Below are 22,067 nucleotides of genomic sequence, written 5' to 3'. Positions count from 1 at the left end.
GATTTTATACTTTTTTGGAATTTGGAATTTAGAATTTGGAATTTAGCTTTTTAGTTTTTTTTTAATTTCAACTATAATCTTTGATCAGGTTCACGTTGCTTATCGTATTTGATATCCTTCAACAAGCCTGATTTGATCCCAATAAAGAAGTTCCATGAAGCACGTTGACTGAATGGAATCCAACTAAAGTTCATCTTCCAGCTCATCAAATCGCGCTCAAAACGCAATTGTGTATACGTAAAACCTTGATTCTTGAAATCATAACCTGAAGACACCCCAACTGTCCACCGTGGCGATAAATCTACATCTCCAGAAAACATCAGGGAATTTGATGAAATCTCGTTTTGTCGTGAACTGTTGGAATAATTAACAGCATAGGCTAAACGTAAACTCCAGGGAATGGTGAATTTATAAAACTCAGAGTCCATCTCTTTTTCATTATCACGCTCTTCATCGCCTAAGCGTTGATTGGCAAAATTCTGCGGTTCCCCAAAAAGATCATCCGCACGTCCACCACTTCTTACAGATTCGTCAATAGCATCCTGATCTACTTCTTTTTCTCCAGAAAAACTATCACTACTCAAGGAGTAGCTTACATTTAAACTTGCCGAGGTCAATCTAAACGGACTACCACCATTGTTGACATTAAATCGGTCTACACGTCTATTGTTATTATCAAGTGCGTAAGGATCTAAGGTCATCCCAAAATTAACACTCATTTTATTATCAAACAGTTGCGTACCACCAGAAACTCTTACGGGACTCCATTGTAACGAATCACCCGCAAAATTATAGGAGGTTGAGAAATTAAGGTTGTTCAATAAAATGATTTTTTTGGGTTCTGTTTTTGTAGAATCCCGATCTCTTACCTTGGCTTCAAGATTATTTCCTAAGTTCAGGCCCAATGAGCTTGAAAAGTTTTTGTTTGGTGAGCCATAAATGGATTCTTCAAATCGGCTGTATTCTGCTCTTGTTAGATCGCCATTCGCAGTGATATAATCAAAGGAATCATAATATTCATCAAAGGAAGGGTTAATGTTATAACTTATGGAAGGCCTCATGATATGCCTGATTGCTTTAATCGTCGCATCCTGTCCTTTCTTTTCAAAATTGAACATCCCGTAAATGGTGGTTCCAATACTTGTACTGAAATTATAAGTCCTAAAGCTATCAAAGCCACTTAAATCTTGTTTTAATATTTTATTTTCCTCGTCATCATAATATTTACGAATCGTATTGAGCGTCCAGTTTTCTTGAAAATTGGTGCTTGCGCTCACACTAAAATGCTTAAACACTTTGAAGTTTGTTGAGATGGGAATGCTTTGTTGTACGCCAACCCTGGCATCATCGAACATTTCTTTAGTAAAAAAGAGAGAATCGGTAGTGTTGATCTTATTTTGGGCATTGACATTATATTGAAAATTGATATTATCAATAATTCCTTTTTTGGTCCCGATTTTTGGTGCAAAAGGGAAGATCCTACTCACACTTCCTTGAAAAGTAGGTAAGGTCATGTCAATTTGTTGCGTCCTGGTATTTTGTGAGTGGGTAGCGGTAACACTCAGGTTGACCTGTGGCTCACCTGTAAATGACTTGGCATAGGACACTGACGATGACAACGTGTTATTCAAGAAATTGGACGCGTTGATTTGATTGACAGATTCTTGATAATATTTACTACTCCCTAAATTGACAGAAGCTGAGAATCGTGAACTTGGATTCGCCTTTGAATCTTGGGAGTGTGACCATCTGAGATTATAAATAGAGGTCTTAGAGTAATTTGGAAAACCGCGTTCTTCATTAATTAAATTCTCGTACCTGAAGCCAAAATTTCCTCTAAATTTATAACGTACGGCATAGCTGCTTTCCGTGCGCAATCCGTAGCTACCATTAGTATAATAATCACCATAAACCGCCAAATCCACATAATCACTAATGGCAAAATAATATCCTCCATTTTGAAGGTTGTAACCACGCCTACTGTCCTGACCAAACGTAGGAAAAAGGATGCCTGAAGTCTGCTTTTTTGTCAATGGAAAAAAAGCAAAAGGCAAGCCAATGGGTGTAGGAACATTATAGATATACATATTGGTCAAGCCTGTTACCACTTTTTTATTGGGAACAATTTTAGCCTTGCGCATTAAAAAGTAAAACTCTGGATCATCTTTATTTTCAGAGGTCGTAAACTTTCCGCGATTGATAAAATAGACAGAATCATTTTCCTTTTTGGTCACATCAGCAATGATATAGCCACCACTTTGTTCAGTCCTCGAATTAAAAATCAGGGCTTTTTTGGTTTCTGTATTGAAAATAATAGAATCTGGTTCTACTAAATTAGCGCCTTGTTTAAAAGTAGGCGCTTGAGAATAGACACCCGCTGAATCTTTTAATCGTCCGGCATACACCAAATTTTTGTTATGGTCAATGACAATTATGCCAGCCTTAATTTCCATATCCTGATAATTTACTTCAGCTTCATCATACAGGGTGGTCTGTTTTAACCTTTGGTTGAGAGTCACATAGCCTAATGCCTTATAGTTGACTACATCAGTTAGAAATTCTTTTTTTTTGGGGAGTGTGTCTTGTAATGTGCTATCGGTTTCCTTAAGATTGACGGTGGGCTTTAATAGAGAGTCAACATCAATAGTAACCCTCATCGTATCATTTTCTGTTTTTGGCAATATGGGAGTTTGGGTTTTAGGGATTTCTTGAGAGAACCCCAAAGTGTTAATAAACACTGTAAAACTCAGGGAAAAAAGAATATTAAAGCTGTTTGTCTGCAATGCTTTTAAGTGTATTTTTGTAAAAGTATGGCTCGGTTTTTGAAAAGTCAAAATTACATATATTTTTTTGTGATTGATTATTATTCATTTAAAATTTCAAATTAAAATAAACCGAGTTTTTTATTCGTTAAAGCCTTTATGAGAACGCACCTTCATTACATATTCGTATTACATATCCTTTTATTTGCTGGTTTTATTACAACTGCACATCCCTTTCAGAAAAACAAGGGCAAATTTGTAGTCGTTCTTGATGCTGGACATGGTGGCCATGACCCAGGAAATACGGGAAACGGTTACAAGGAAAAAGAAATCGCACTTAATATTGTTTTAACAGTAGGGAAGGCCTTAGAGAAGCATCCTGATATTAAAGTGATTTACACCCGTAAAACTGATGTTTTTGTAACTCTTAGAGGGCGGGCAAAAATAGCGAACGATGCTGATGCTGATTTATTCGTTTCTGTCCATTGCAACGCTCACCACTCAAGTGCCCATGGTGCTGAAACTTTTGTTTTGGGTTTACATGCCAATCAGCAAAACTTTGAAATTGCCAAAAAGGAAAATGAGGTAATTTTCTTGGAGGATGATTACAAATCCCATTATGATGGTTTTGATCCCAATTCTCCGGAATCTTTTATAGGTCTCACCTTAATGCAAGAAGATTATCTAGATCAAAGCACACAATTGGCGCGATTGGTTCAGGATAATTTTACCAGTTCTTTGAAGCGAAATGATAGGGGCGTTAAACAAGCAGGTTTTTGGGTGTTGCACAATACGTATATGCCTAGTGTTTTAGTAGAAACTGGATTTTTAACTTATAAATCAGAGGGTTCTTATCTCAATTCTACCAAAGGACAAAACGAAATGTCCTTGTCCATTTACAAAGGAATTATGGATTATAAAATGATCTTAGATAGAAATGTAGGACAAAATATTTACAAAGAAGTGGCTAATACTGAAATGATTAAAGAAGCTGTTGATCAAGAGATTAAGCCTAAAGAATCTACTAAAGCTGTTTATCTGAATACTATTTTTAAAGTACAATTAGCGGCCAGTTCAAATAAAATTGAGCCAAAATCTTTTAATTTTAAAGGGTTGCAGGATATTTCAAGAGAAAAGGAGGGTAAGTATTTTAAATATTTCTACGGCCATACTTCTGATTATAATGAGGTTAAAGATCTTGCAGAGGTTGCAAAGAGCAAAGGCTATCCTTCCGCTTTTGTTGTTGCCTATCAAAATGGCAAGCGTGTGGAGGTCTCTGAGGTTCTAAAATCTCCCTCTAATTAAAAAGATTCTTAATATATTTATACCTAATTTTGTGCAACTAAATCTCAAGGACTTTGAAAATATCAAGAGAAGTTAAAACAGCCATTTTAGTAATATCAGGGATATTACTTATGGTTTTTACGATTAATTATTTGAAAGGTATCAACATCTTAAATGAGCATAATCGCTACCAAACACAATTTGATTACAACGCGTTGAGTACATCATCTATAGTAACTATTAAAGGGAACAAAATAGGTAAGGTTGAAGAAATATCTTATGACGACCTTACGGGCAAAACAATTGTGACGATTGTGGTTACTGAAAACGTCAAGTTTTCAACAAACAGTAAAATTCGCATGTATGAAACAGGCCTTATGGGTGGAAATGCCTTGGCAATTATTCCAATGCCTGGACCAGAACTTGCTGAAGATGGTGAATTTTTGGAATCTGAAATTGAAGAAGGCCTTATCACAAGCTTAACCAAAAACTTTTCAGGAATCAGCAGTAACTTGGGTGTGACCTTAAAAACCGCCGATTCATTAATGAGCAATTTCAATACGTTAATCATTAATGAAAACGAGGATGGTTTGAGGTCTGCCATTGCAGAACTAAACAAAACTATTATCTCCTTTAGATCCGTATCGAATGCCATGAGTACTTTGGTGGTTAAAAATGATGCTGCCTTAACCTCTGCAATCGGTAATTTTGATACCTTATCTGGCAACCTGGCTGAGATTACTACAGAATTTAAGCAGGTCGAAATTTCAAAAACATTCGCAAGTCTGGATAATACACTTCAAGAAGTCAATGATTTGTTGGCAAGTGTTAAGGATGGCAAAGGCACCCTTGGCAAAATGCTCAATGACGATCAATTATATACAAATCTTGAAATGGCCTCCTTACAATTGGAACAACTGCTCCAAGACGTTAAGTTGAATCCAAAACGTTACGTCCATTTTTCGGTCTTCGGAAAAAAAGCAAAGCAGTTTGATGCTGAAGGTAACATCATTGAAGATGTAAAATCACAACCAGAAGAAATTCAAGTAGAACTAGAAAATAACTAACCAACGTATAATGAATTACATTCCAAATATCCTTTTTGCCATAGCACTCATTGTTGGCATTGGTTATTTTGCAAAAAATGTAAAAAAGCTAATCCGCAATATTAAATTAGGTCATGATGTTGATGCCAATGATCACAAGCCACAGCGTTGGAAAAACATGGCAAAGATTGCGCTAGGCCAAAGCAAAATGGTAAAAAGACCTATTTCTGGTTTTCTGCATGTCATCGTTTATTTAGGCTTCATTATTATTAATATTGAAGTTTTAGAAATCATTATTGATGGTTTATTTGCTGGCATACTCTATGAAGACCATCGAGTGTTTCTATCCATATTACCTCAATCAGTCTATGGTTTTCTGATTGCGAGCTTTGAAATCCTCGCCACACTTGTGTTTGTTTCTGTGGTTGTCTTTTGGTTGCGACGGAACACCTTAAAAATCAAACGGTTTTGGGCCAATGAAATGACGAGTTGGCCAAAAAATGATGCCAACTATATTCTCTATATTGAAATGGTGCTCATGGTATTGTTTCTGGTTATGAATGCTACCGACCTAAAATTTCAAGCCATGAACAGTGGCAATGTGATCAGTCAGTTTATTGCGCCTTTATTTAACGGATTTTCAGAAAGTACCATTCACATCATTGAACGTGGTGCTTGGTGGTTGCATATCTTAGGTATTTTGGCATTCTTAAATTACCTTTATTTCTCCAAGCATTTGCATATTCTTTTGGCATTTCCAAACACTTATTTTGGAAGAGTAGAACCACAAGGAGAATTTGATAATTTGGAATCCGTGACCAATGAGGTCAAAATGATGATGGATCCAAACATTGATCCTTTTGCCGCCCAACCAGAAAATACAGAAGCACCTGCAAAATTTGGAGCTAGTGATGTTCAAGATTTGAGTTGGGTACAATTACTCAATGCCTATACCTGTACGGAATGCGGACGATGCACCAGTGAATGCCCTGCCAACCAAACCGGTAAAAAATTATCGCCTCGTAAAATCATGATGGATACTAGAGACCGTCTTGAAGAAGTAGGAAAAAATATTGACGCCAACGGTGGTACGTTCAAAGATGATGGCAAACAATTGTTGAATGATTATATTACCAAAGAAGAGCTTTGGGCCTGTACCACTTGCAATGCCTGTGTTGAGGCCTGTCCTGTGAGTATTGACCCCTTATCTATTATTATGGAGATGCGCCGCTATTTGGTGATGGAGCAATCTGCAGCACCCTTGGAACTGAATAACATGATGACAAATGTTGAAAATAATGGCGCACCTTGGCCTTACAATCAAATGGATAGATTGAACTGGAAAAACGAATAGGTTTCGAAATTGCCTTTTCAAGATGTGTTGAAAATCAATCCAATAATTGAACTTAATGTTACAGAAGACTTTAATTATTGCGTATTCTTGAAAAAGATTATAATAAAGGCACTATCAAGGGTCATTTAAAAGAATAATATTAGTTTTAAGCTTGAATTTTTTAAGTCAAGTGTATAATTAATAAAAAAAATCCCGACGTTCAAAAGGGTGAAAATTTATGAAAAGAGAAGAGGCAGACAAGTTTTTACATGACAAAGTAGAAAAAGGAGAAAAGGTAAGTCCTGTGCTTCCTAAAGGCGTTAAGAATTACTTAATAGATATTGATGGTACCATTTGCGATGACATCCCAAATGAAGAACCAGAACGCATGCTCACGGCAGAAGTTTATCCAGATGCATTGATCACCTGTAATAAATGGTTTAAAGAAGGCCATATGATCTGTTTCTTTACCTCTCGTATGGAAGAGCATCGAGGGTATACAGAAACGTGGTTAAAGAAACACGGTTTCAAATACCACACCCTGCTTATGGGCAAACCAAGAGGTGGTAATTACCACTGGATTGATAACCATTTGGTAAAAGCAACACGCTATAAAGGGAAGTTCACAGATCTTGTAGACAAAAATGTGACCATTCAGGTTTTTGATGATGGTCAACACGACTAATAACGTTTAAAAAGGTTTGAGTTTCAAGTTATAGAACTCAAACCTCAAACCATTATATATGAGTAACACATTGAAAGTGCCAACGATGGCAGAATATCTGGCAGAAGGAAAACAACCCGAAGTACTTTTTTGGGTGGGTTGCATGGGAAGTTTTGATGACAGAGCGAAGAAAGTAACCAAAGCTTTTGTAAAGCTACTACATAGGGCCAATGTCGATTTTGCTGTTTTAGGGACTGAAGAAAGCTGTACAGGAGATCCTGCCAAACGCGCGGGCAATGAATTTCTTTTTCAAATGCAGGCCGTCACCAACATTGAGGTGCTTAATGCTTATGAAATTAAGAAAATCGTTACGGCCTGTCCGCATTGTTTCAATACGATAAAAAATGAATACCCAGGACTTGGTGGCAGTTACCAAGTAATGCATCATACCCAATTTCTTAAATCTCTTTTAGATGAAGGACGCCTTACCATTGAAGGCGGTCAATTTAAAGGCAAGCGCATTACTTTTCATGACCCGTGTTATTTAGGTCGTGGCAATGATATTTATGAAGCACCAAGAGAGCTTATCCGCAAATTGGATGCGGAGCTGGTGGAAATGAAAAGTTGCAAATCGCGCGGACTCTGCTGTGGTGCCGGTGGTGCCCAAATGTTTAAAGATGCTGAACCTGGTAATAAAGAAATAAATGTGGCACGCACTGAGCAAGCCATTGACGTGAAACCTGAAATTATTGCTGCAGGCTGCCCTTTTTGCAATACCATGATGACGGATGGTGTTAAGGCCAAGGATAAAGAATCTGAAATTGCCGTCATGGATATTGCAGAGTTGATAGCAAATGCACAAGATCTATAACATGCCAGAAGTCAGTAAAAAGAGAGTGATTGTTGCAGCACTTGTTGGTGGAACTATATTTTGTGTCGTGATATTATTTGTTGACTATATCTTGGGTCGTGAATTTAGTTGGCAACGATTGGCATTTTATTTCCCGTTTGCCGTAGTTATGTATGGGTTTTTAACCTATAGAAATTTAAAGAAACACAACAAAAAATAATACGCCTTTAAAAAAAACACTCAAAGTGCCTATGTTCACCAATCAGCAAATTGACTTAGAGACTTTGCCCACCATTGATGATATAGTCTTTAAACCTATTTCAAAACGATATCTTAAAATTATTGTTCTTAACAGAAGCTTATTCTATAGCCTTCTGTTTTCAGCATTGATCATTGCCAAATTTATGGTCGAAGCTGTAAATTTCCATTTGGTATTCTGGTATGTCCTATGGGGTGTTGTGTTAGTTTGCATAATTGATGTCGTCATCACTGTATTAGCCTTTAAAAAGCGCAAATATGCCATTAGAGAGCAGGATGTTATTTATTCAAAAGGCTTATTGGTGAATTCAATTTCTGCGGTGCCAATTTCACGGATCCAGCATTTAGAGATTTCCAGAAGTTGGTTAGCTCGAAAATTTAACCTGGCGACCCTGAAGATTTTTACCGCAGGAGAATCTGGAATTGATTTGAGCATTGATGGTTTAAACTACGATGAGGCAAAGCAAATCAATGACTTTTTAAGTGGAAAGGTCAATGGAACTAACTGATTTTTCAAAGCCAACACGGCAATCGTCAAAAGGGATTCTCGTTATCTTCGCACTCAATTCGTACAAGTTTATCAGGAATTTCTTTGGCCTTTTTTTGGTGTATGGGCTATCGATATCTAAAAATAAATCACTTGCATTTTTATCCACCACACACATCACACTTATCATTCTGAGTATTTTTATAGTGATTCTGGTGTTAGCGATTCTCAAATTTCGAAATTTTAAATTTTATTTGGATACAGATGAGTTTCACTTATCCACAGGTATCATAAATAAGGACACCACAATCATTCCGAAGTCAAAGATCCAGAATGTCTACGTTAAGCAAAATTTTATTCAGCAACTTATCAATGTCGTTTCGCTAAACATCGAAACCGCAGGAGATGACAAGGCTGAAATTGAAATCAATGCTCTTGATCGTGAAACTGCTCTTGATCTCAAACAGCAATTGTTCAGTAAGAATCACCTTGTTGATTTGGAACTTGATGAAAAACAAATGCAGACCACCGTGTTTTTTAAGGCTTCAGTGAAACGCTTGTTATTGGAAGGCCTGTCACAAAGTCATATCCAAAGTTTTTTGATCATCGTTTCCTTTGTATTTGGATTGTATAGTGAATTTGGCAAATACGTTCAAGATCTCAATCTTGAAGATCGACTAGAATCTTCTGTAGAGTTTGAAACTGGCAATATCCTCAATTTTATTTTGGCCAACCTGCTCATTGTCGCTCTTGCTATCCTTATTTCGATGCTGTTTTCGGTGATCAAAACATTTGTTTCTAATTATAATCTGGAAGTGATTGAAAATGAAGACACCATTGAGATCAATAAAGGGCTGTTTAACAAAGTGTCATTGACTTTAACACCAGCAAAGATCCAAAATCTAGTCATTAAAACCAACCGCCTTAAAAGGTATTTGGGGTTGCACACCCTGTCCATCAAACAGGCGATGGTCAATAAAAAACAACAGAAAAACTTTAAGATTGTAGCTCTAGAAAAAGATCAGGTTTCTCACTTGGTCCAAAAATTTTTTAAGGATTATAATGATGAAGGAGTGTACCAAAAACCCGATAGGTATTACAAACGTTTGCTAATGTGGCGCTCCATTGGTATTGGCGCTCTGGTTAATATTCCTGCTTTTTTTGTATTTGGAGCCTACTTTTGGCTCATTAATTTCATTAGTATAACGTGGATAGTTTTATTTGTCCATTACACCTATAAAAAGGCCAGCTACCAAATTACCGATACCTATCTCACCATCACTAGCGGATTTATTGATCGGTTACGGAATATCAGCGAACTCCACAAAATTCAATCAGTAGAGTTGAAACAGAGCATTTTTCAGAAACAAAAAAATATCGCGTCCGTTTACATCGCTACGGCATCAGAGCAGGTTAAAATTCCATACATTAAAGAACATGACGCCAGATCCATCTATGATTATCTGTTATTTAAGATTGAATCCCAAGATAAGAATTGGATGTAAAAGTGTACTTTTGTAGTCAGAAAAAACAAAAATATGCTAGTCGATTTTAATACCTTACCTGAAGAATCTAGAGTTTGGATCTATCAAGCCAATCGTTCATTTACAGATGAAGAGATTGTAGAGTTAGAATCTAAAATAGATACCTTTATTACAAACTGGACCGCACATGGTAGTGATTTACGGTCTGGATATCTTATCAAGTACAAGCGGTTTATCGTTTTTGCTTTAAATCAAAACTTAAACAAGGCCACGGGTTGCAGCATTGATGCTTCGGTGCATTTTGTTCAGCAATTGGAAAAAGATTACAATGTAGACCTTATGGACAAGATGAATGTGTCTTACAAACAGGGGGATTTCATTGCCTATAAAACACTATTGGATTTCAAAAAAATGGCGAAGGAAAAGGCAGTTTCAAAAAACACCATTGTTTTCAATAATTTGGTCATCAACATTGCAGAATTTAATGAGAATTGGGAAGTCCCTGCAAGTGAAAGTTGGCACAATCGTTTCTTAAATTAAACTATTCATCTCTTACGAGGTATCTTTTTTGAATTCTATTCTCTTAAAGCATTGAATACCAATTTTTTTCTACAAAATACTGTCTAAAATTTCAAGCTATTTAATTGCTGAGGCTCGTTATAAAACTATCTTAAAATTTTATAGGCTTACGAGTAAAAGTGGTACTTTGCCACCGTATCTAAATTGATTACTTAGCTTAAAATACCTAATCTATATGCGCTTTATATTCTCCCTCATTTTTTGTTTCTATATTTTTCCGAGTTCAGCCCAGAACTCTAAAAATCCATTAGCAACAACAGATGCAGTGGCACAACAAAAATGGGTGGATAGCATTTATGACGGGTTGAATCTTCGTCAGCGTATAGGGCAATTGTTTATGGCTAGGGCACTGTCCAACAACAGCAAATCTAATGAAACTGAGATTGCCAAGCTTATTAATGATTATCACATTGGAGGGCTCATTTATTCTAAAGGTGGTCCTGTTAAACAAGCAAAACTAAACAACCAATACCAAGCCATTTCCAAAGTGCCTCTGTTGATAGGTATGGATGCCGAGTGGGGCCTGAGCATGCGTTTGGATTCTACTTATGCGTTTCCATATAATATGACACTTGGCGCAATTAAAGATAACACTCTGATAGAGCAAATGGGCCATCAACTTGGGGAACATTGCAAGCGTATTGGTGTTCATTTTAATTTTGCGCCAGCTGTAGACATTAATACCAATCCTAAAAATCCAATTATCGGAAACCGCTCTTTTGGAGAAGATAGAGACAATGTGACCGCCAAAGCCTTGGCATTTATGAAAGGAATGCAGGGTGCCGGAGTGCTGGCAAACGCCAAACATTTTCCTGGTCATGGAGATACAGATACAGATAGTCATAAAACACTGCCTACCATTAATTTTAATGAAAGACGGATCGACTCCATTGAACTCTACCCCTATAAAAAACTGATCAGTGAAGGCTTATCCAGTGTTATGGTGGCCCATTTAAACGTACCGAGTTTAGAGCCTATAGAAGGAACACCTTCCTCTTTATCAAAACATATTGTTACAGATATCTTAAAGGAGCGCTTACAATTTGAAGGACTTATTTTCACTGATGCCCTAGAAATGAAAGGGGTGTCTAATTTCAGTACACCTGGAGATATTGATCTTGCGGCTTTTCTGGCGGGCAATGATGTACTTTTAATTTCTGAAAACGTGCCTATCGCCATTGATAAAATGGTGGACGCTTATGTAAACAATGTTTATACTGAAGAACGATTGGCACATTCTGTCAAAAAAATACTAATGGCCAAATACAAAGTGGGCCTTCAGGATTACATACCTATAGGGACTGCAAATTTGGTAGAAGATCTCAACCGATTGAAAGATGATTTGCTTTACGAAAAACTTATTGAAAATGCCATTACAGTGGTGCGTAACCAGAAGGAAATTCTGCCTTTAAGACATTTGGCAACAAAAGAAATAGCCTATGTAGAACTGGGTGATTCTCTTGATAACTCCGCCTATCTTGAGGAATTGAGAAAATATACCAAGGTCCATCACATTAAAGCTGATAAGTTAGATGAGCTGCTGACCAAACTTCAAAATTACAATACAGTGATTGTGGGCCTTCATAAGTCGAACGTCAATCCATGGAAACCCTATCAATTTTCAGATAAGGAAATGATTTGGCTTTATGAAATGGCACGCACCAACACGGTTATTCTAGATGTTTTTGCAAGTCCTTATGCGCTTATCGACTTACATTCTATAGAAAATATTGAGGGCATCGTGGTGAGCTATCAAAACAGTGAAATTTCCATGCGCAAATCGGCCCAACTTATCTTTGGAGCCATTCCTGCAAAAGGCACATTACCCGTTTCGACCGCTGAACATTTTAAGGTTGGTGTCGGGTATATATATAATAGCTTACAGTCATTAAGTTATGGACTTCCGGAATCGGTAGGGATGAGTTCAGAAAAATTGAAAAAATTGGACTCTATGGCCAATATTACTATTGCTCATAAAGCAGCACCAGGGTTACAAATCTTGGTGGCACGAAAAGGCAAGGTCATCTATAACAAAGCGTTTGGCAAACACACCTATGACGGCAATGAAATGGTGGATTTAGATGATATGTATGACGTAGCTTCGCTGACAAAGATTCTGGCAACTTTACCGTTACTGATGGAACTGGAAGGGAAAGGCATTGTCTCTACAGAAACAAAGCTGTCTCAAATTTTACCTGAGTATAGAGACTCCAACAAAAAAAATATCACTTTAAAACAAATGTTATCACATTATGCGCGATTGAAACCTTGGATCCCTTTTTACACAGCTACTCTTGATGCCAACAAAAAACCAGATCCTAAGTTTTACAGAAGAAAGTCCAGTCCGATGTTCAACGTTAAGGTAGCAGAGGAGATGTATTTAAGACACGATTATCCTGACACCATCCAAAAAATAATAAGGGATACTGATTTATTACCAAGTTTGAGTTACAGGTATAGCGACTTCCCTTATTTTATTCTGAAAAAATACATTGAACGTTATTATAATAAAGGATTGGATGAGTTGGTGCAAGAACATTTTTACCAACCTATGGGTGCCAACCATACCACGTATAATCCCGCTTCAAAATTTAGTAATTCACAATTGGTGCCTAGTGAGGAAGATGATTATTACAGATACCAAACCATTCAGGGCTATGTGCATGATATGGGTGCGGCAATGCAAAATGGCGTAGGCGGACATGCCGGGATATTTAGCAATAGTAACGATGTTGCCAAAATTATGCAGATGTACCTTCAAAAAGGGTTTTATGGTGGTAAACGGTATTTGAAAACAGAAACGATTGATAAATTTAACACCTGCTATTACTGTGAAGATGGGGTAAGACGTGGCGTTGGATTTGACAAACCGCAATTGGGAACGGCGGGACCCACCTGTGGATGTGTCTCTTTATCTAGCTTTGGGCACTCCGGTTTTACAGGTACTTATGCTTGGGCTGATCCTGATGAGGAAATTATATATGTATTTTTGTCAAACAGAACCTATCCAACCGCCAATAATAATATTTTGCTCAAAGAAGGGATCAGAACTGAAATTCAGAGATTGATCTACGAAGCAATCATTGATTAAACTGAGGACAAGTTGTAAGTACGTAAAGTATGCAGCCACACTCTTAAAAGGTTAAAAAACTTTAATTTTAAATTTTATAAATTTATAAACCCGAACCCTAAGTGCATTTAGGTATTTCAATTAAAAACTAAAACATGAAAATAGGAATTGTATGTTACCCAACCTTTGGCGGTAGTGGTGTGGTGGCAACAGAGTTGGGTCTTGCGCTGTCCAAACGTGGTCATGAAATTCATTTTATAACCTATAGCCAACCTGTAAGATTGGATTTGTTGGGAGAACATGTCCATTATCATGAGGTTACTGTTCCTGAATATCCCTTGTTCTTATACCAACCCTATGAGCTGGCGCTGTCCAGCAAGTTGGTAGATATGGTCAAATTGCACGGCATAGAAATTTTGCACGTCCATTATGCCATACCACATGCGTACGCGGCCTATATGGCCAAAAAAATGTTGCAGGAAGAGGGCATTTATGTTCCTATTGTAACCACACTCCACGGCACAGATATTACTCTGGTAGGAAGCCACCCGTTCTATAAACCAGCGGTCACGTTTAGCATCAACAAATCTGATGCCGTCACTTCAGTTTCCCAAAGTTTGAAAGACGACACCCTACGTTTATTCGATATTAAGAAAGATATTGATGTCATTCCCAATTTTATAGATTTTAGCAGACATAAAACACAATTTACTGATTGCCAAAGAGGTATTATGGCAGAGGATAATGAAAAGATCATCACCCATATCAGTAATTTCCGTAAAGTGAAACAAATTCCTGATGTCATCAAGATATTCTATAACATTCAGAAAGCGATGCCCGCAAAATTAATGATGGTAGGGGAAGGCCCTGAAAAATTGGAAGCTGAGCGTCTTTGTGAAAAATTGGGGATTGAAGATAAAGTGGTCTTTTTTGGAAACAGTAATGAAATTGATAAAATATTATGCTTTAGCGATTTGTTTCTATTGCCTTCGCAAACCGAAAGTTTTGGTTTGGCAGCATTAGAAGCAATGGCGTCAGGAGTACCAGTTATTTCTAGTAATACTGGGGGAATTCCTGAAGTCAACATCGAAGGTGTCTCCGGATTTTTAAGCAATGTGAGTGATGTTGAGGACATGTCAAAAAATGCTATTCATATTTTGAGCGATGAAGACCGACTGCAAACATTTAAGTTGAATGCCACCAAAGAAGCAGCAAAATTTGCGATCACCAATGTCGTACCACAATATGAAGCCATCTATGTTCGAACTTTAAAAGAATGTGCCCTTACTAAATAAAGCTTCCAATATAAATGCTGCCATCATTCAAAATTCCAAAACTTAAAATTTTCATTTCATGATTACGATAAAAGTTAACTCTTTACCAGTGGATTTGGTCATCAAAGATTTGGCTGAAGCATTGCAATTATCTTACCAGCTCCATTGCAGAGAGTATCACCTAGAACTTACCGAAAACGTAGGCACAGGCTATATAAAAGCGATGATGCTTGAATCTGGATTGGGCATTATAGAATACCATTGTCAGTTTAAAATGGATGTGGAAATTCAGTTCGTCAAAGATTTAACCCATCCATTAAAATTTTTGTACTGCACTAAAGGCAATTTTGATCATAGGTTTTCCAATGAAGCTCAAGTGCACGATTTGCATGAATATCAACAAGCTATTGTTGCCAGTAAAGATTATAATGGTCATGTGATACGGTTTAAGAAAGATCAAGAGATCAACCTTTACAGTTTGGAAATGGACAGAGAACAGTTTGCGCTTTATGGAGAATGTTCTTCAGAAATTATCAAATCTGAGCTCAACACTATATTTGGAGATGTCCTTGCCAAAAATAGTTTTTATCACGAAGGCTACTACAGTTTGGCACTTGCCGAAGTGTTTGAAGAGATTAAAAATTTTGAAGATAACTTTCTCCTAAGATCCATTTTTATGATCAGTAGTGGATATCAATTGTTGGGAAAACAAATTTTACAGTACCAAGACGATTTGATGAGCGAAGAAAACCGACATGTTTTAAGGCAGTATGAAGTCTCTAAAGTTAGAGAGGCTGTGCAATATATCAGACAGAATATTGAAAAGACATTTACCATCGGTGATATCTGTAAAGAAGTAGGGCTAACCGAAGCAAAACTTCAAGAAGGATTCAAAATTCTATATAAAGCTACTATTAACAACTACATCAACACGGTGCGTTTAGATCTTGCGTCAACATTGTTAAGAGGCACAAATTTCAATATCTCTGAAGTGGTTTATAAAATTGGCTTAACTAGTCGCAGCTACTTTTCTAAAATCTTTAAAGAAGAATATCAGATGACGCCTACCGAATATCGCAATCTGCATCTAAAAAAATAACAATAAAAAAAACCATCATTTTTTAAAATGATGGTTTTTCGTGTCATATCTTCCTTAAAGAAAATTGGTTGCGTTTTAGAATTGGTATCTTACACCTAAGGCTAATGCAAAATCTAATTCATTATTATTAAACTCGTCATTTCCTAAACCAAATTCTGGTCTGAAATCAAGAGATAATAATAATGGAAAATCGAAATTATATTCAATTCCTACGTCTCCTCCTATAAAAACAAACGTTTGCGTTTCGTCAATATCTAATCCTCTATATTTATTATAATTTTTACTTGCAATACCAGCACCAGGACCAGCATACCAGTTAAAGCCGCCATCAATATTCCATACCCATTGGTATATACCAGCAAGTTTAAATCCGTCATATTCATCATTTTTCTTATTAGAGTTTATGAAACCTAAGTCTAATTCCAAACGATTAGAATCTCCAAGTGCACGCTGGTAAGAAACTTCAGCACCAGAACCATCGCTGTTTCCGCCTATACGTAAACCAATAGCATTGTCAGCAATATCCTGAGCATTCATCATCATGGTACCACCAACAAATGCAACAGCAATTAAAAGTATTTTTTTCATAATTTGAGTTTTTAAGTTTTAACAAATGTACATTTTGAATTGCTATAGAAGCTAAAATAATCCGCCAACTTTATGTTAAAATTGGCAAAATACACCTAATTTTAAGCCATTATTATTAGTCTTAATCAGAATTTTACACCTATAGATGAATAAAGAGTTCAGCGCCGAATTACAAGGTCTTAAGGATCAATTGGAAGGACAGTTTTTTACAGATGACTTAATGAAAGCGCTTTATGCTACGGATGCTTCAGTTTATAGAAAGTTGCCCTTGGCCGTGGCATATCCCAAAACCATAACCGATTTAAAATTGCTGATTAATTTTGCAACAGTCAATAAAACCTCCTTGATTCCACGTACGGCAGGCACATCTTTGGCAGGCCAGTGTGTTGGAGAAGGGATTGTTGTGGATGTTTCTAAACATTTTACCAGAATTCTCGATATCAATGAAAAAGCAAGGACTGTTACCCTACAGCCAGGCGTTGTACGAGATGAACTCAATAACTATTTAAAGCCTTTTGGACTCTTTTTTGGACCCAATACATCTACATCCAACCGGTGTATGATTGGCGGTATGGTGGGAAACAATTCTTCTGGCACCACCTCAATTCAATATGGCGTTACCAGGGACAAGGTTCTAAAAATGAAAACCATATTAAGTGATGGGAGTGAGGCGGTCTTTGCAAATACATCTAAGGAAGATTTCTTTTCGAATACGAAACTGAACAGCTTAGAAGGACGTATCTATGAGGAACTGTATCGAGAGCTTCAACCACAAGACGTGCAACAACGTATCACTGATAGTTTCCCCAAGCCAGAAATCCACCGCCGCAATACAGGTTATGCCATTGATGAACTTCTAAAAAGTGAGGTGTTCAGTACAACTTCAGAAGAGTTCAATATGTGTAAACTCTTGTCTGGGAGTGAAGGTACTTTAGCCTTTACAACAGAAATTACATTACACCTAGATCTACTGCCACCGAGTGAAAGCATAATGGTTGCAGCACATTTTGAAAGTATAGAAGCGTGCTTGCAAAGTGTAGAAATGACCATGCAGCACCATCTTTTTACCTGTGAAATGATGGATAAGACCATCTTAGATTGTACCAAACAAAATAAAACCCAAGCAGAGAACAGAACCTTTATTATTGGTGATCCAGAGGCGATTTTGATGTGTGAAGTCAGAGCGAACTCGTTTGAAGATGTTCAAAAACAAGCTGACGCTCTCGTGAAAGTCATTCAAGATTCAGGATTGAGCTATGCAACGCCTGTTTTGGTTGGATCAGAGATTGATAAAGCAGTAGAACTAAGAAAGGCAGGCCTGGGACTACTTGGCAATATGGTGGGCGATAAAAAATCGGCAGCGTGTATTGAAGATACGGCTGTAGCCTTACCTGATCTGGCCAATTATATCAATGAGTTTACACAATTAATGAAGCGCCATGATCAAAAAGCCATATACTATGCACACGCTGGCGCAGGAGAGTTGCATTTAAGACCCATCCTAAACTTAAAAAAGAGTGGGGATGTGGCGCTTTTCAGGCAAATAACAACTGACGTGGCACATTTGGTAAAAAAGTACAAAGGCTCCATGAGTGGGGAGCATGGTGACGGTATTGTCAGAGCTGAATTTATACCTTTAATGATTGGTGAGGAAAATTACCAACTCCTGAAACGTATCAAAACTGTTTTCGATCCTCAAAATATTTTCAATCCTGGCAAAATTGTAGATGCCTATCCTATGGATGAAAATCTGCGTTATCAATCGGATAGAGTCGAGCCAGAAATAGAAACCTTATTGGACTTTTCAGCATCATTAGGAATCCTAAGGGAAGCTGAAAAATGCAATGGTTCTGGTGATTGCAGGAAACTCCCTGAATTTGGCGGGACGATGTGCCCAAGTTACAGAGCCACAAGAAATGAAAAAGATACTACCCGAGCCAGGGCAAATGCCCTGAGGGAGTTTTTGACAAATTCGGAAAAAGTAAATAAGTTCGATCACCATGAATTGAAAGAGGTTTTTGACCTCTGCTTGAGTTGTAAAGCTTGCGCGAGTGAATGTCCTAGCAGTGTGGATGTCGCGAGTTTAAAGGCAGAATTTCAGTACCAATATCAAAAAGCAAATGGTGTCTCTTTAAGGACAAAACTCTTTGCCTATAATAATGATTTGAACAATTTTGCGAGTAGAATGCCTCAACTCACAAATTTCTTTTTTAATAATAAATTGACGTCCTCATTGCTGAAAAACACGTTCAAGATTGCCAAAAAAAGGACCTTGCCATTGATCTCAACCAAAAGCTTAAATAACTATATAAAAAAGAATGTTAATCAGATAGTTGGATCAAAAAATATAAAAACGGTTTACTTCTTTAATGACGAGTTTACAAATCATTTAGATGCGTCCATTGGACAAGATGCCATCGAATTATTAGTAGGTTTAAACTACCACATTAAGTTTATTTCGCACTCAGAATCAGGTCGCGCATTTTTATCCAAAGGACTGCTCGAACAGGCCAAAAAAGTGGCGAATGAAAATGTGGCTATTTTTAAAGAGCTCATTTCTTCAGAATCGCCATTGGTAGGAATAGAACCCTCTGCAATTTTAACTTTTACGGATGAATATCCAAAGTTAGCCGATGAAAAAGAAGCTGCCAGAAGCATAGCGAAACACACCTTTTTGATTGAAGAGTTTATCCAACAAGAAATCCTATTAGGCAACATTAAACCCTCACAATTTACCCAGAACACCAAAACCATCAAATTTCATGGCCATTGCCACCAAAAGGCGCTGCGCAACCAACTTTCAAGTTTCGAGGTCTTAAATCTGCCAGAGAATTATAAAGTGACCATTATCCCAAGTGGGTGTTGCGGAATGGCAGGGAGTTTTGGTTATGAAGCAGAACATTACGAAGTCAGCATGCAAGTGGGTGAGCAGACGCTATTCCCTGCGGTAAGAAGCACCACAGTAGACACTGTAATTTCAGCAAATGGAACCAGCTGCAGACACCAAATTAAAGATGGCACACAAAGAGAGGCGTTGCACCCTATCACTATTTTGAGACGCGCACTTCTGTAAGGTCCTTATGAATTACTGGATGCTTTGACGAAGTTAGATTTTACAAGAATAGAATTTAAGTGACACCTCATTCATAACCGCCTAAAACTTATTTTTTTTGGGTCGATAATGGTGATTGCTGCAATTAAGTCTTTGATATCCATGTCTTTTAGCTCCTCATCACCAAAAAAAGCAGACAGTTTATCATGTTGGTAATTGTAGATTTTCCAACGCTTAAATTGATATTCCAACGCGGTAAAATTCTCGACCCAATCGCCTGAATTTAAGTACATTGTTTTACCCATCTTGTTTTCCTTTAGCAGCATTTTAGGTTGATGGATGTGTCCACAAATAACGTAATCATAATTGTTTTCAATAGCGAGATCAGAAACGACATCTTCAAAATTGTTGATGTATTTTAAAGCACTTTTGACACTGTTTTTATTTTTTTGGACAACGAATAACGCTCTCTTCCAGATTTTTCCAAACACCAATTGATGATACCATTCAAAACAATAAGCATGTCATAGCCATAACCTCCTAGTTTGGCAAGCCATTTAGCATTTTGAATTGAAACATCAAACACATCACCATGAAAAATCCACGCTTTCTTACCATCTAATTCTAAGACAGTTTTATCTACAATAGAAATATTACCAATGGAAGTCCCACTAAATTTACGCAACATTTCATCGTGGTTTCCCGTAATGTAAATCACTTCAACGCCATCAGCAGCCATATCTATAAGCTTCTTAATGACTTTTAAATGTGATTTAGGGAAATAGCGCTTGCTAAACTGCCAAATGTCCACAATGTCTCCATTCAAGACCAGCTTCTTCGGATCTATACTACTAAGGTACGTGAGCAATTCTTTAGCATGGCAGCCGTAAGTTCCCAAATGTACATCTGAGATGACTGCAACTTCAACTTTTCTTTTTAATTTCAATGGTTTAGATTCAGTTTCTGCAGACAAAGGAAAAAATTAAATATGTCTTAAAGGTTACTGCACAATTAATTAATTATGAGCATTTTATTAAGGAATTGTTACGTTTGTGCAATTAAAAAGTCAAAAAAGGTTTTAAAATTCTATTTTTGTTTCTCTCAGAATACAATTACATTAGCATAAAATAACATATATGGCAGGAAATTCCTTCGGAAAATTGTTCAAGCTCACCACTTTTGGAGAGTCCCACGGTGTCGCTATTGGCGGTATTATTGATGGTTGCCCGTCAGGAATACCCTTAGATTTTGAAGCCATACAATTAGAAATGGACCGTCGCAAGCCCGGACAGTCTGATATTGTAACCCAAAGAAAAGAGTCAGATGTAGTTGAATTTTTATCTGGAATTTTTGAAGGGCAAACGACAGGAACCCCAATAGGGTTTATCATCAAAAATACCGATCAAAAATCAAATGATTACTCGCACATAAAAGATGTATACCGCCCAAGTCACGCAGATTATACCTACGATCAGAAATATGGGGTACGCGATTACAGAGGCGGCGGAAGAAGCTCTGCAAGAGAAACCGCATGTAGAGTTGTGGCAGGTGCCATTGCAAAACAAATGTTAAAAGACGTGAAGATTCATGCCTATACATCGTCTGTAGGGGATCTCTTTTTGGACAAACCTTATCAAGATTTAGATTTTTCAAAGATTGAAAGCAATACTGTACGTTGCCCTGACGAAACGATTGCCAATCAAATGATTGAAAAAATAAGAGAAATCAGGAAGCAAGGCGATACCATAGGAGGAACGGTCACTTGTGTCATTCAGAATCTACCAGTAGGTCTTGGAGAACCTGTCTTTGATAAATTACATGCCGAACTAGGTAAAGCAATGCTTTCCATTAATGCCGTTAAAGGATTTGAATATGGCAGCGGATTCTGTGGTGCTAAAATGAAGGGCAGTGAGCATAACGATCAATTCAATGAAGACGGTAGTACAAAAACCAATTTATCTGGTGGCATCCAAGGAGGCATCAGCAACGGAATGGATATCTATTTCAGGGTCGCGTTTAAACCTGTTGCAACCATCATCCAAAAGCAAAACACTCTCGACAATAAAGGAGACATTGTAGAAATGCAAGGTAAAGGAAGACATGATCCTTGTGTAGTACCCAGAGCAATCCCTATTGTGGAAGCCATGGCAGCGCTGGTTTTAGCAGACTACCAGCTCTTGCGCAGGCAGGAGTCTCATCACTAAATTGAGATGCCTTGAGCTTTATAATTTATAATT

At 37.3% G+C, this 22,067-nt stretch carries 16 protein-coding genes and 1 pseudogene; 14 read left to right on the top strand and 3 right to left on the bottom strand.

The window, feature by feature from the left end; genetic code table 11:
- Positions 1–71: 71 nt before the first annotated feature.
- Entirely contained in the window at positions 72–2,834 is a 2,763-nt protein-coding gene (locus A9996_RS04445; RefSeq protein ID WP_066431392.1) for a putative LPS assembly protein LptD, read from the bottom strand.
- Positions 2,835–2,921: 87 nt separating this feature from the next.
- On the opposite strand from A9996_RS04445, the gene A9996_RS04440 reads away from it, so the two are divergent.
- From A9996_RS04440 to A9996_RS04385, 12 genes are all read left to right on the top strand, one after another.
- Positions 2,922–4,067, top strand: a complete 1,146-nt coding sequence (locus tag A9996_RS04440; RefSeq protein WP_066431390.1) for an N-acetylmuramoyl-L-alanine amidase family protein — start codon at positions 2,922–2,924, stop codon at positions 4,065–4,067.
- A gap of 53 nt (positions 4,068–4,120) precedes the next feature.
- Positions 4,121–5,113 carry an MlaD family protein gene (locus A9996_RS04435; RefSeq protein ID WP_066431384.1) on the top strand — a complete coding sequence of 331 codons (993 nt, stop codon included), beginning with the start codon at positions 4,121–4,123 and terminating at the stop codon, positions 5,111–5,113.
- A gap of 10 nt (positions 5,114–5,123) precedes the next feature.
- Entirely contained in the window at positions 5,124–6,446 is a 1,323-nt protein-coding gene (locus tag A9996_RS04430; protein ID WP_066431383.1) for a 4Fe-4S dicluster domain-containing protein, read from the top strand.
- Between the two features lie 217 nt (positions 6,447–6,663).
- Positions 6,664–7,110, top strand: coding sequence for an HAD family hydrolase (locus A9996_RS04425; protein ID WP_066431381.1), 447 nt, complete (start codon positions 6,664–6,666; stop codon positions 7,108–7,110).
- 58 nt (positions 7,111–7,168) lie between these two features.
- Positions 7,169–7,960, top strand: a complete 792-nt coding sequence (locus A9996_RS04420; protein ID WP_066431379.1) for a (Fe-S)-binding protein — start codon at positions 7,169–7,171, stop codon at positions 7,958–7,960.
- Positions 7,944–8,159, top strand: a complete 216-nt coding sequence (locus A9996_RS04415; protein WP_146608917.1) for a hypothetical protein — start codon at positions 7,944–7,946, stop codon at positions 8,157–8,159. The genes A9996_RS04420 and A9996_RS04415 overlap by 17 nt, the downstream gene beginning before the upstream one ends.
- Positions 8,160–8,190: 31 nt before the next feature.
- On the top strand, positions 8,191–8,706 hold the full coding sequence (locus A9996_RS04410; protein ID WP_083993841.1) for a PH domain-containing protein: 516 nt from the start codon (positions 8,191–8,193) through the stop codon (positions 8,704–8,706).
- On the top strand, positions 8,693–10,189 hold the full coding sequence (locus A9996_RS04405) for a PH domain-containing protein (protein ID WP_066431372.1): 1,497 nt from the start codon (positions 8,693–8,695) through the stop codon (positions 10,187–10,189). Before A9996_RS04410 ends, A9996_RS04405 begins: the two co-directional genes overlap by 14 nt.
- A 33-nt stretch (positions 10,190–10,222) precedes the next feature.
- On the top strand, positions 10,223–10,708 hold the full coding sequence (locus A9996_RS04400; protein ID WP_066431365.1) for an ABC transporter ATPase: 486 nt from the start codon (positions 10,223–10,225) through the stop codon (positions 10,706–10,708).
- 214 nt (positions 10,709–10,922) lie between these two features.
- Complete coding sequence (locus A9996_RS04395; protein ID WP_066431361.1) at positions 10,923–13,838, top strand: serine hydrolase domain-containing protein; 2,916 nt, start codon at positions 10,923–10,925, stop codon at positions 13,836–13,838.
- A 134-nt stretch (positions 13,839–13,972) separates the two neighbouring features.
- On the top strand, positions 13,973–15,112 hold the full coding sequence (gene bshA, locus A9996_RS04390) for an N-acetyl-alpha-D-glucosaminyl L-malate synthase BshA (protein ID WP_066431358.1): 1,140 nt from the start codon (positions 13,973–13,975) through the stop codon (positions 15,110–15,112).
- Positions 15,113–15,170: 58 nt separating this feature from the next.
- Positions 15,171–16,190 carry a helix-turn-helix transcriptional regulator gene (locus tag A9996_RS04385; RefSeq protein WP_066431353.1) on the top strand — a complete coding sequence of 340 codons (1,020 nt, stop codon included), beginning with the start codon at positions 15,171–15,173 and terminating at the stop codon, positions 16,188–16,190.
- Between the two features lie 75 nt (positions 16,191–16,265).
- Here A9996_RS04385 and A9996_RS04380 read toward each other — a convergent pair whose 3' ends face one another.
- On the bottom strand, positions 16,266–16,778 hold the full coding sequence (locus A9996_RS04380) for a hypothetical protein (RefSeq protein ID WP_066431349.1): 513 nt from the start codon (positions 16,776–16,778) through the stop codon (positions 16,266–16,268).
- Between the two features lie 145 nt (positions 16,779–16,923).
- On the opposite strand from A9996_RS04380, the gene A9996_RS04375 reads away from it, so the two are divergent.
- On the top strand, positions 16,924–19,851 hold the full coding sequence (locus A9996_RS04375) for an FAD-binding and (Fe-S)-binding domain-containing protein (protein WP_066431347.1): 2,928 nt from the start codon (positions 16,924–16,926) through the stop codon (positions 19,849–19,851).
- A 71-nt stretch (positions 19,852–19,922) separates the two neighbouring features.
- Here A9996_RS04375 and A9996_RS04370 read toward each other — a convergent pair.
- Positions 19,923–20,776: pseudogene (locus A9996_RS04370) on the bottom strand (UDP-2,3-diacylglucosamine diphosphatase).
- A 190-nt stretch (positions 20,777–20,966) separates the two neighbouring features.
- Between A9996_RS04370 and aroC the strand changes: the two are divergent.
- A complete protein-coding gene (aroC, locus tag A9996_RS04365) occupies positions 20,967–22,034 on the top strand; it encodes a chorismate synthase (protein ID WP_066431341.1) in 1,068 nt (355 codons plus the stop codon).
- Positions 22,035–22,067: the final 33 nt, after the last annotated feature.

Source organism: Gelidibacter algens (genome assembly GCF_001678675.1).
Lineage (GTDB): Bacteria > Bacteroidota > Bacteroidia > Flavobacteriales > Flavobacteriaceae > Gelidibacter > Gelidibacter algens.
Note: the sequence above shows the minus strand (reverse complement) of the source record. Positions and strands in the feature narration are given on the sequence as shown.